The organism is Photorhabdus africana (genome assembly GCF_035181445.1).
Classification (GTDB): Bacteria; Pseudomonadota; Gammaproteobacteria; order Enterobacterales; family Enterobacteriaceae; genus Photorhabdus; species Photorhabdus laumondii.
In genome coordinates, this window is sequence record NZ_JAXBVE010000034.1 from 37,706 (window position 1) to 48,748 (window position 11,043).

Here is an 11,043-nt window from a genome sequence, read left to right on the forward strand (position 1 = left end):
ATAGATTTCTTAACAGTTTGGAGAAAGAAAATGAAAGTGTTGCTTACCGCATTATTAGCGGGTGTCATTCAATTCGGCATTGCATATTCTGCTCATGCAGAATCTGATCTTGATAACATTAAATCAGCAGGCGTATTCAAAATCGCTACCGAAGGAACCTATCCACCATTTACTTATCACGATGCTTCCGGAGCCTTAACGGGATTTGATATTGATATTGGCCGCGAAATCGCTCGACGCCTGAATGTTAAAGCCCAGTTTACCGAAGGCAAGTGGGATGGCCTTATTGCCGGGCTAGATGCCAAACGCTATGACGCGGTACTTAATCAAGTCGCTATCACACCAGGACGCAAAAAGAAATATGACTTTTCCGACCCGTATATCATATCTAAAGCCGTACTTATCACCCGGAAAAATAATGACAATATAAAAACGTTTAGCGATCTGAAAGGTAAAACCTCAAGCCATAGCTTAACCAGCAATTACGCCCAGTTGGCAAAACGTTTTGGTGCGGAAATCGTCCCCACCGAAGGATTTAATCAGGCCATCGATTTAGTTGCTACCGGCCGAGCCGATGCGACTATCAACGATAATCTGTCCTATCTCGATTTTAGGAAACACAAACCTAATGCACCGGTAAAAGTTGTCGCGTCTGAACCCAATGGCGATCCAGTCGGTGTGCTAATTCGTAAAGGCGAACCGGAACTACAAGCTGCTATCGATAAGGCACTAGCCGATATCAAAGCCGATGGCACCTATTTACGCATTTCCACTCAGTATTTCGGCACCGATGTTTCTAAATAAGAAAATAACCGCCTCTGCTTGCAAGAGGTGGTTATCTATTTATCAATTAATTATCTCGCTTTTTACATTCAAAAAATTTCAATCATTATTAAATTAATATTTTCTCGTTAACAATTACTTTAAATATATATTCAAGTCAGTTATTAATTCCTCTTAATCACAATCAAATAATTAAAATATTTATTTCGGTGTAAAAACATCATTTAATAAAAATAATTTATTTCCCCTTTAGTATTCTATCCCTATCTATTGGAATATTAATTCTCATACTGTCAACCTCAAAAATTATCACGCTATTCTGTTAAAGATTTTATTCATTCCGTAGTAAAGTCTCAGGTCGTTACTATTAAGCCGACTAACAGATTAAAACAACATAAGGAACTGCAATATGAGTCGCTACAATTCTGCAATTAACCGAAATACCCCATCTGTCAGCGTACGAGATAATCGAGGGTTGAATATACGTACGCTGGAATACCTGCGTACTCAAGCTGATGAAACCAATAGCAACGAATTGATCACTCACTATCAATTTAATACTCAAGGATTTCAAGTAAAAAGCACGGACCCACGTAGATATAAAAACCGGAGTGACTCAAACTTTACTCGTATCTTTAATCTTGCTGGTAATACGTTGCGTGAAGAAAATATCGATGCTGGCCGAACAATTACCTTGAACGATATCGAAGGACGCCCAATACTGACTATCAATGCAATCGGCGCTCGTCAGACCCATCACTATGAAGGTAATACCTTGCCCGGCCGCTTGCTGGCTGTCACCGAGTTAATACAAAAGAACGAGAAAACCACGGAGCGCCTTATTTGGGCAAACAATACAGATGCAGAGAAAAACCAGAATCTCGCCGGGCGATGTATACGCCATTATGATCCTGCGGGGCTGGTACAACTGGAAAGTTTGTCCTTAACAGGATCGGTTTTATCACAGTCTCGTCAATTAATAGCCGACGATCAGGAAGCTAATTGGCGCGGTGATGATGAAAATAGCTGGCGTACAAAACTGAATGGCAACATATTCACAACTCAACATAAAACTGATGCCATTGGTGCTCTGCTAACTCAAATCGACGCCAAGGGAAATATACAACGGCTGGCCTATGATGTCGCGGGCCAACTGAAAGGTAGCTGGTTAACACTAAAAGGCCAAGCCGAAAAAGTTATTGTACAGTCTATTACCTGGTCAGCAGCCGGACAAAAATTACGAGAAGAGCACGGTAATGGCGTTATTACGGAATATACCTATGAACCAGAGACCCAACGATTAATTAACATTACAACCCGCCGAACTAGAGATAGTACAAAACCACTACAAGATTTACGTTATGAATATGATCCCGTTGGCAATGTGATCAATATTCGTAATGATGCAGAAGCAACCCGATTCTGGCGTAATCAGAAAATAGTACCGGAAAATGCATATTCCTATGATTCTCTGTACCAACTCACCAAAGCAACCGGCCGCGAAATGGCTAACATTGGTCAGCAAGAAAACCGACTACCCCCTTTAATTACCCCTCTTCCTACCGATGACAACACCTACACTAACTATACTCGCACTTATACCTACGACGATAGCGGCAACCTGACACAAATCCGGCATAGTGCTCCGGCAAGTAACAATAACTACACCACAGATATCACTATTTCAAACCGTAATAACCGCGGTGTCCTCAGTACCCTAACCAACGATCCCAATCTCGTTGATACATTCTTTGATGCAGGTGGTCATCAAACCAGTCTGTTATCAGGGCAATCCTTAAACTGGACACCACGGGGAGCACTACAACAAGTGAACCAAAATGGTAACACCGCGCGTGAGTGGTACAGCTATAACAGTGACGGCACGCGTCTACTGAAAATAAATGCACAGCAAACATCCAATACCACACAACAACAACGAGTCACTTACCTGCCAGGATTAGAATTACGCACCACACAAAGCGACGCCAATATCACCGAAAACTTACACGTTATTACTGTCGGGCAAGCAGGAAGAGCACAAGTACGCGTACTACACTGGGAAAAAGGCCAACCCACTGGCATAAATAATGATCAAGTCAGATACAGCTACGATAATCTTACACACAGCAGCGAATTAGAACTGGATATGTACGGAGAAATGATTAGTTGGGAAGAGTATTACCCCTATGGCGGCACCGCCGTATGGGCGGCGAGAAATCAGGTTGAAGCCGGTTACAAAACCATTCGTTATTCAGGCAAAGAGCGTGATGCAACGGGACTGTACTATTACGGCTACCGCTATTATCAACCGTGGGCCGGTAGATGGTTAAGCGCTGACCCGGCTGGAACCGTAGATGGTCTGAATTTGTACCGTATGGTAAGAAATAATCCAATGACCGGCATAGATGAAGATGGGCGTATGTTTAAAACCGTAGCAACAGGTGCATTAGGCATTGGCGGTATGGCATACGAGCTTTACAAATATAAAAATCAACAAGTTGAAAAGCCTCAGATGCCATCTCCTGTCTCTGAATCCTACGGTGATCAACAAGTCAGCAAAATCACCCAAAAAGCGAGTGCTTTAAAAGCAAACTATGACCCGATGAAGCAGATGGCCCATAACATAACGGGGCGCAAAGAAGCCGCAGAACATCTCGCGCAGGGACAAGTCCCTGGCGCTCAAGCAATAAAAGAAGGGGCAAGTTTAGTCGCGGCTGCTGGAGAATTTGCTGCGGCTGGCAATGTAGGTGAACTAAACAAAACCGCGCTAACAAAAGCCGCCGGCACCGACGCAATTAATAATTTTAGTCTCACCTTGGACGGTATAAAAAAGGTATTTAAGGCAGGAGCAGCTACTGCTACCGTCAGCCCAGAAAAATTGGAAGAGCTGCAAAAAGCAACTGATGATTTAAAAGAGGTCGCAACAGATACGCTAATTACCGGGGCATCACTGGGGGCGACGGTCGGCGCCACACTGGATACCGCCGCCGCGGTCGTACCACATCCGGTAGCCAAAGTGGCATTCAAAGGTCTGTCATTGGTATGGAAAGTGACCGGCATTGTTCACACCGCAGAAGAATTAAGCGGACTCGCAGAAAAACATAAGGATCTGGTTTCTAATGAGCTAGGGCAAGAATTAAAAAGGGAAGTCACCGAGGCAAACCAAATTAGGAAGGGAACCATTCTTGCAAAAGCTAGAGAACACGGTTTGATAAAATAGTCCATTAAATGCAATAGTCCTTATTCGCCAAAGCAGATAAGGACTATTTTGTTTTGAATCACATGTATCAATCACGACCAGAACTAACACAGGATTCTTAGCATACTGCTCATACTAATGAAGTCTACTCTCACCCTGCTCCGGCAAATCATCTTCATCTTGCTCATCAGGATCTTCGAAGTAAGTGCCCCAACCGTCATAATTAATGCCAATTTTTTCAGCTAGATTCACCAACTGTTCAACCTGGGCATCAATCAGTTCTGCATTCAATCCACACTCACTGATAACATCACAACACATCAGAATAGTCCCATCTTCGACTTCCAATTCTTCCGCATCAGTCACTTCATAACCCAGTTTAAAGGCTTCAACCGCAGCCTTTTCCAACAGACTAAAATCCTCAGCAGAAAAGTGATGCTCAATGGCATAAAGTGCATCTGGATCACTACCATCTTCCAGTAATTCTTCAATAATAAGCCGCGTTTCTTCGCGTTGTTCTTCTAAGTCTCTCTGATTTGCCATACCTAATATCCTCAAGCAGTTGGCCGTCCCAATACTCATTCTCCCACACCACAGGCGGGCTAACCACTGTTTACATCAAAGAAATCTAATACGGAGTTGAAATTGCATTTTTATAGATATAAATTGAATTTAAATGCAAACAATAAATACGGAGACACCAAACAATGAATCCGTTCCATCAGCGTCATTTTCTAAGGTTACTTGATTTTTCCTCAGCAGAAATTCATGCCTTGCTAAAGCTAGCTGCTGAATTAAAATCGACTAAAAAATCTGGTACAGAAAAAGCCCTGTTAACAGGCAAAAACATCGTGCTGATTTTTGAAAAAGATTCCACCCGTACCCGCTGTTCATTTGAAGTGGCAGCTTACGATCAAGGAGCAAATATCACCTATCTCGGTCCCAGTGGCAACCAGGTTGGACATAAAGAATCGATCAAAGATACCGCTCGTATACTTGGCCGTATGTATGACGGTATTCAATATCGCGGCTATGCCCAAACAATCGTTGAATCGCTGGCAAAATATGCAGGTGTTCCGGTATGGAATGGGCTAACAGATGAATTTCACCCTACTCAGCTACTGGCAGATCTGCTAACTATTCAGGAACATCAACCAGAAAAACCATTGTCAGAAATCAAATTCGCCTACTTGGGGGATGCCCGTAACAATATGGGTAATACCATGCTAGAAGCCGCGGCACTAACGGGTATGGATGTTCGGTTGATTGCCCCTGAAAAATACTGGCCCAATGCCGCACTGGTGACTGAATGTCAGAAACTGGCTGAAAAAACAGGAGGTAAAATTACTCTGACGGAAAATATCACCGAAGGGGTTAAAAATACCGATTTTCTTTATACCGATGTCTGGGTTTCTATGGGCGAGCCAAAAGATGTTTGGCAACAACGAGTTCACCTCTTGAAACCTTATCAAGTCAATATGGATGTGGTGAGTATGACAGGCAATCCACAAGTCAAATTCCTGCATTGTCTGCCCGCATTTCATAATGAAGAAACGGCATTAGGCAAACAACTCGCTGCTGAATTTAATATGTATGGAGGGCTGGAAGTGACCAATGAAGTTTTTGAATCAGAGCACAGCATTGTGTTTGATCAAGGAGAAAATCGCCTGCATACCATTAAAGCGGTAATGGTCGCAACATTAGCAAATGATCTTAAAATTTAATTAGTTGGAATATCGGCAGGATGATGTCTTTAAAGATATGCTCCTGCCAATATTATTTTTCTTCAGTCAAATGTTTGCTGTAAGATTTTTCGCGAGTATAATGCGCCACAATTTGCCGGGAGAAATCATGAAAGACAGCGCTTATTTTTGTCATCAAGCACAACTGCCTGAAAGAAGGCAGCTAGCCGTCATTGTTTTCCCGTTGCTAAACCAATCATTTAACGCCCCTCAATGAGGGGCTTTTTTTTGCCCGGTAATCAATTCATGATCGCCACCCCGGATGTCAGCATTAGAGGAGAGTGAAAAATGGCTAATCCGTTATATCGCAAACATATCATCTCAATAAATGATCTGAGCCGCGAAGATCTGGAATTGGTGTTGCAGACTGCTGCTGCACTGAAAGCCAGACCACAACCTGAATTGCTGAAACCCAAGGTTATCGCCAGTTGTTTCTTCGAAGCCTCCACCCGTACTCGCCTCTCTTTTGAAACAGCAATCCACCGCCTTGGCGCTTCAGTTGTCGGTTTCTCAGACAGCAGTAACACCTCTCTGGGTAAGAAAGGTGAAACGCTAGCCGATACTATTTCCGTTATCAGCCAATATGTTGACGCCATCGTGATACGTCATCCACAGGAAGGTGCCCCACGTCTGGCTTCTGAATTTTCCGGTGACACTCCGATTATCAATGCCGGTGATGGTGCTAACCAACATCCGACTCAAACCTTGCTGGATCTATTCACTATTCAGGAAACTCAACAACGGCTGGATAGTTTAAACATCGCGATGGTTGGTGATCTGAAATATGGCCGCACGGTCCATTCGCTATCACAAGCGCTGGCGAAATTTAATGGCAATCACTTTTATTTTATCGCCCCGGAAGCATTAGCAATGCCAAACCATATTCTTCATATGCTGAATGAAAAAGGTGCGACCTACAGCCAACACGCTAATATTGAAGAAGTATTACCGGAGCTAGATATTCTTTATATGACTCGTGTACAGAAAGAGCGTCTTGATCCATCCGAATATGCCAATGTAAAAGTGCAGTTTGTTCTACGCGCCACTGATCTGACTGGCGCGAAAGAGAACCTCAAAGTTCTGCATCCATTGCCACGTATTGATGAAATTACTGTCGATGTCGATAAAACGCCCTATGCTTATTATTTCCAACAGGCAGAGAATGGTATTTATGCTCGTCAGGCTCTATTATCTTTAGTTTTAAATGAATGATTAAAGTAACGAGAATATAATTAACCATGTTAATTTTATATTTAAGTTAATCCAAAATACTTCTTGCCCATTAACGGGCAAGATAAAATTAAAATTCGTTAAATAATTATCTTTTAACCTGAAAAATAATTTAAACTCAGCCTTTAAATAAAGATAATAAACAATTTTCCATAGGAATAACAGAAAACAATAAAATAAGAGGTATCATAATTATGAAAAGTTATTTATATCCATTGAATATTTAATTCTATAATTAAGATTAGATATTCTTTTAACTATAAAATCCCCTATACTTATTAATATTGAAAATAAATATTAATCTTGGATTAAATTGTTTATAAATCAGTTCAATTTTAATAATTAATCCTTTAGGCATTAAATAATTTATTAAACTTTAAATGACAATTTTAAATCCTATATTATCCATTAATTTTAAATATAAAACAGACACTTACTCTATTACTTATTTTACACCCCCCAATAATTACACTAAAAAAGCAAAAAAGTATGAAGTGTAAATAGCTGCTGAAAACCCTCTACTAACCATTTAACCTAACTTAAATTTCAACATTAACAATAATAGCTTCAACACATTATAGTCTATAAAAATGCCAAATAATAAACCTTTTTATGAATACTTTATAGCTAAATGAATATATTTTAGCGGGAATATTTATGACAAGATTTCCCTAATAAATTATAACTACTTATTTTTATTTAAATTATATATATTCATTAGAATTTCATGATATTAATGTGTTGCATATCACATTTTCATTTTATTTTAATTATAAATTGGATTGTAATGTGATAATTGTTTTTAAATGGACAGGGCACTAAAAATATTAATTCTTCATGACCTATAAAAATGCCTGATAAGAAACCTTTTCCTGAGTCTTTTATCGTACCTGAATGGATATATCTAGGTGTAAATGTTCCTGACAAGATTGTTATTGTTACTGGAGATGATCCATCTTCAATTCGGAGCTGAGCTACGTGACGGACGATTAAAACACGATAGAAATAAAAATAACATTCGTCCGCAACGCACGAGCACTGCCAGAAGCAGGCTATTACACTTATGCTGTCTTCTTCCCGATTGTACCCCGAGATAAAGCTGGCCTGAGAATTATGCCCAATGCCAATGTTTCTGCCTCACAGATGCAGGATTTCTGCAATAAGGTCAGAGCAGTCTGTCATAAATACCTCCAGCCAGACACAACAGACACTAAACCCGAAGTTACAATTCTACCAGTAGAGGAAACATGATGACTATTTGGACATTGAAACAAATTGTTGCACTAGCACAAGCAAATTCACCGCTTTACAGGGAACTTTACGCTGATCTAAGTCCTGAAAGCGCCACTCTGTTGGATCTGCCGGTCCTTTCTCATGAAAGATTAATGGAAATTGTTCACAACAAAGATGCCATCCGTTTCTTTAATACCGATACGAGTGCAGGCATTATCTATCAATCCTCTGCCACAACGGGGAAACCTAAAGCTACGCTGTTTGGGCGAGATGAATGGCTGACTACAATGAAGATGCTAGCAAACTATTATTGGAAGTTTGGTTTCATAAAAGACGGAGATATCATCGCAAATCTGTGTGTGGGCAATAGTGCTTCCTTTATGTTTGTTCACGGCACCATCGAACAGTTTCCGGGACGTTGTAGTGAATTACCTCTTGGCTCTGATCAGCCTTTCGATTATCTCATCAGTACTTGGCAGAAGTTTTCGGCAAATGTCCTGACTGGTATCAACTCTATCTTTCTTGGCCTTGCACATCATCTACAAAGCCAAGGAATAACTGCACCTGAGGTAAAACGCATCTTATGTACGGGAGAGCTGTTTTATGGCAAACAAGCTGAACTTATTCAGGCTGCGTTCCCTGAAGCCGTTATTATCCCGTTTATATATGCCACAACTGAGACTGGCCTGATTGGCCTACAGAAACATGGCTTCTCTCAGAACGAATTTTACGTCTGTCCGCAGACATGCATCCTGGAAATTGTCGATCCAGTCACGAAGGAGGTCATTGAAGAACCGGGACAAATAGGGCTTGCTGTGGTGACCAGTCTGCTCCGTACTGCGGCACCAGCCATCCGCGTCGAGGTCGGAGACTACGCAGAATGGATCGATCCACTGGGACATGAAGATCGTAAGTTCAGTATTCATGGAAGACGCTACCTAAAACAATACCCTTTCGGCAATACGTTTATTACGGAAACCGACATCTATAAGCTGATTAAGAACATAGAAAATGAGCTACCTTTACTCAAGTTGTGTCTCGAAATTTATGATGACAAGGCTACGATTGTTGTTTCCTGTATGAATCACGATAAAAACCATATCGATCCTAGCACCGTTATTCACGAGTCTGTTAACCGGCTTTTCCCTCATGCAAAACTGCCACAACACTATCTAGGCATTGAACTTGTTCCTTTTTCTCGTTTTATGGATGGGATAAGACGTAAGGGAAGATTTATTACCGACTTACGTACACAGTAACGCTTCATAAATAAGATCTTTAGCAGCAACCTGTTATTTTAGATAGAAAAAAGGCTTTATTTACGATCTGATAATTGTCGCCAAACAAAATACCGAGATCAGAGAATAAAGCCGATGACAATTATCTCCACAAAATCTCAGTTAATACAATTCTTCAGTGACACTTTTCTTGAAAAAACCGCCCACAATGAACAGGGACGACAATGACCAACACTGGCGAGCAAAAAACTCAGGGATATCAGCCGCAAAAATAACCGCGATGAGGTGCTGGATTTCACCTGTCGGCGTGGCAACCGATTTCTATAACCCGTTTTGGCATGGATATGCCGGGTGCATTGGCAGAGTACGATCAGCATTACCTGCTCAAGATATAGGTTATCAAAAGTAGATGTATTATGAAAATAACATACTTGATCCAATAAAATACAATAGTACTGTAAAGGCAATTTTTAGTTTTCTTTCTGGAAGAATATTGGCTAATTTTGCTCCTAACAATGCCCCTGGTATTGTTGGTATTATGAATAGCCATAGATAATTATAATTTAAAAAACCTATATTTCCAGGTGGTAAGTTATTTTTATTTAGGCCGAGTGATATCATAAATATTAGTACAAATACAGAATACAACCAGACTACAACAGTTGTTGTCCCTATTGATTTTTTAATATCTAAGCCAATGCTCTCATAATAAGGAACAACAAATGAAGCTGCCCCGGACAAAGTTGATATTAATCCTAGTAAAAAACAACCAATATAACGAAATAACCAGCCAAGATCTCTATTTGTATTATTTTGTTGGGTATTAGAAATTAATTTTTGTGTTGACCTAATCGCCAGAATTAGTGTTGCTAAAGAGAAGACATATATAACCGATCGGCTTGAAACAACAGTCATGGTAAAACAACCTAGTATTGAACCAATTATAATTAGTGGAGCAGACCATTTTAGAACATTCCAATCAATATGGTTGTATTTGTGATGTTTAACAATAGCAACTAGACCAGATATCATTAGAGAAGCTATCATTGTTGTGATGCTAGTTTGCATGATATAACTAGAATTTGGGTTAGCATAAGATAAAAATAAATAAATTGTAGGAGTAAAAATCAAACCCGCTCCCCCACCAAAAAGCCCAGATAGTATACTTCCAGCAAATGCAGATATTATAATTAATATATCTATATACATACACGCACCTTACATTAACCCGAATTCTGGATAAGAAATTGACGAAAAACCTGTTCCAAGAGCAAAGTTTTGGTACACACCAAAAACAGCTCCGAGGTGGAATAGGCTATGGACAACTTAGTTGAAATTTTCTGTGATGTCGATGATTTTTTTCCATTTTTTCATCTCTCGATGAGAACAATTTTGTCTCGATAGCGGGCATCGTTTACGCCTCCGACAAGATCACATGTATCCCAGTGAAACCATGACCATTTTGATCCTTTTTCTGTCACATTACCGTGATTTTAAAAATTTTTATCTAGGGGTTGTTGATGTTTTTCGGGGGATTATTAGACAGCATGATGATTTGATATAATTACTTTCGCCAAAAAACAACCAGACCTCACCATCATGCCGAGAACAATGTTAA

The 11,043-nt window shown here is 40.3% G+C and carries 7 protein-coding genes and 1 pseudogene; 6 read left to right on the forward strand and 2 right to left on the reverse strand.

Going from position 1 to position 11,043, the window contains the following annotated elements:
- Positions 1-30 precede the first annotated feature (30 nt).
- Positions 31-804: an amino acid ABC transporter substrate-binding protein gene (locus SLS51_RS17440; protein ID WP_323839912.1), complete on the forward strand. Its 774-nt coding sequence runs from the start codon at positions 31-33 to the stop codon at positions 802-804.
- Positions 805-1,192: 388 nt separating this feature from the next.
- Positions 1,193-4,003, forward strand: a complete 2,811-nt coding sequence (locus SLS51_RS17445) for an RHS repeat-associated core domain-containing protein (RefSeq protein WP_323839913.1) — start codon at positions 1,193-1,195, stop codon at positions 4,001-4,003.
- 114 nt (positions 4,004-4,117) lie between these two features.
- On the opposite strand, the gene rraB is transcribed toward SLS51_RS17445, so the two are convergent.
- On the reverse strand, positions 4,118-4,525 hold the full coding sequence (rraB, locus tag SLS51_RS17450) for a ribonuclease E inhibitor RraB (RefSeq protein WP_011148570.1): 408 nt from the start codon (positions 4,523-4,525) through the stop codon (positions 4,118-4,120).
- Positions 4,526-4,689: 164 nt separating this feature from the next.
- Here rraB and argF point away from each other — a divergent pair, with 164 nt between their 5' ends.
- The 3 genes from argF to SLS51_RS17465 all read left to right on the forward strand — a co-directional run bounded on the left by argF (position 4,690) and on the right by SLS51_RS17465 (position 9,446).
- Positions 4,690-5,706, forward strand: coding sequence for an ornithine carbamoyltransferase (argF, locus tag SLS51_RS17455; RefSeq protein WP_323839914.1), 1,017 nt, complete (start codon positions 4,690-4,692; stop codon positions 5,704-5,706).
- 306 nt (positions 5,707-6,012) lie between these two features.
- Entirely contained in the window at positions 6,013-6,936 is a 924-nt protein-coding gene (gene pyrB, locus SLS51_RS17460) for an aspartate carbamoyltransferase (RefSeq protein ID WP_323839915.1), read from the forward strand.
- A gap of 1,265 nt (positions 6,937-8,201) precedes the next feature.
- Complete coding sequence (locus SLS51_RS17465; RefSeq protein WP_323839916.1) at positions 8,202-9,446, forward strand: phenylacetate--CoA ligase family protein; 1,245 nt, start codon at positions 8,202-8,204, stop codon at positions 9,444-9,446.
- A gap of 393 nt (positions 9,447-9,839) precedes the next feature.
- Here the strand turns inward: SLS51_RS17465 and SLS51_RS17470 are convergent, their stop codons facing one another.
- Positions 9,840-10,634, reverse strand: coding sequence for a sulfite exporter TauE/SafE family protein (locus tag SLS51_RS17470; protein ID WP_323839917.1), 795 nt, complete (start codon positions 10,632-10,634; stop codon positions 9,840-9,842).
- Between the two features lie 108 nt (positions 10,635-10,742).
- On the opposite strand from SLS51_RS17470, the pseudogene SLS51_RS17475 reads away from it, so the two are divergent.
- Positions 10,743-10,935: pseudogene (locus tag SLS51_RS17475) on the forward strand (IS982 family transposase); the annotation flags it as partial.
- Between the last annotated feature and the right edge of the window lie 108 nt (positions 10,936-11,043).

What these genes read in the sequence shown, in the direction of transcription:
- SLS51_RS17440 (WP_323839912.1), top strand. Translation starts at nt 31, where the DNA reads ATGAAAGTGTTGCTTACCGCATTATTAGCGGGTGTCATTCAATTCGGC.
- SLS51_RS17445 (WP_323839913.1), top strand. Translation starts at nt 1,193, where the DNA reads ATGAGTCGCTACAATTCTGCAATTAACCGAAATACCCCATCTGTCAGC.
- rraB (WP_011148570.1), bottom strand. Translation starts at nt 4,525, where the DNA reads ATGGCAAATCAGAGAGACTTAGAAGAACAACGCGAAGAAACGCGGCTT.
- argF (WP_323839914.1), top strand. Translation starts at nt 4,690, where the DNA reads ATGAATCCGTTCCATCAGCGTCATTTTCTAAGGTTACTTGATTTTTCC.
- pyrB (WP_323839915.1), top strand. Translation starts at nt 6,013, where the DNA reads ATGGCTAATCCGTTATATCGCAAACATATCATCTCAATAAATGATCTG.
- SLS51_RS17465 (WP_323839916.1), top strand. Translation starts at nt 8,202, where the DNA reads ATGATGACTATTTGGACATTGAAACAAATTGTTGCACTAGCACAAGCA.
- SLS51_RS17470 (WP_323839917.1), bottom strand. Translation starts at nt 10,634, where the DNA reads ATGTATATAGATATATTAATTATAATATCTGCATTTGCTGGAAGTATA.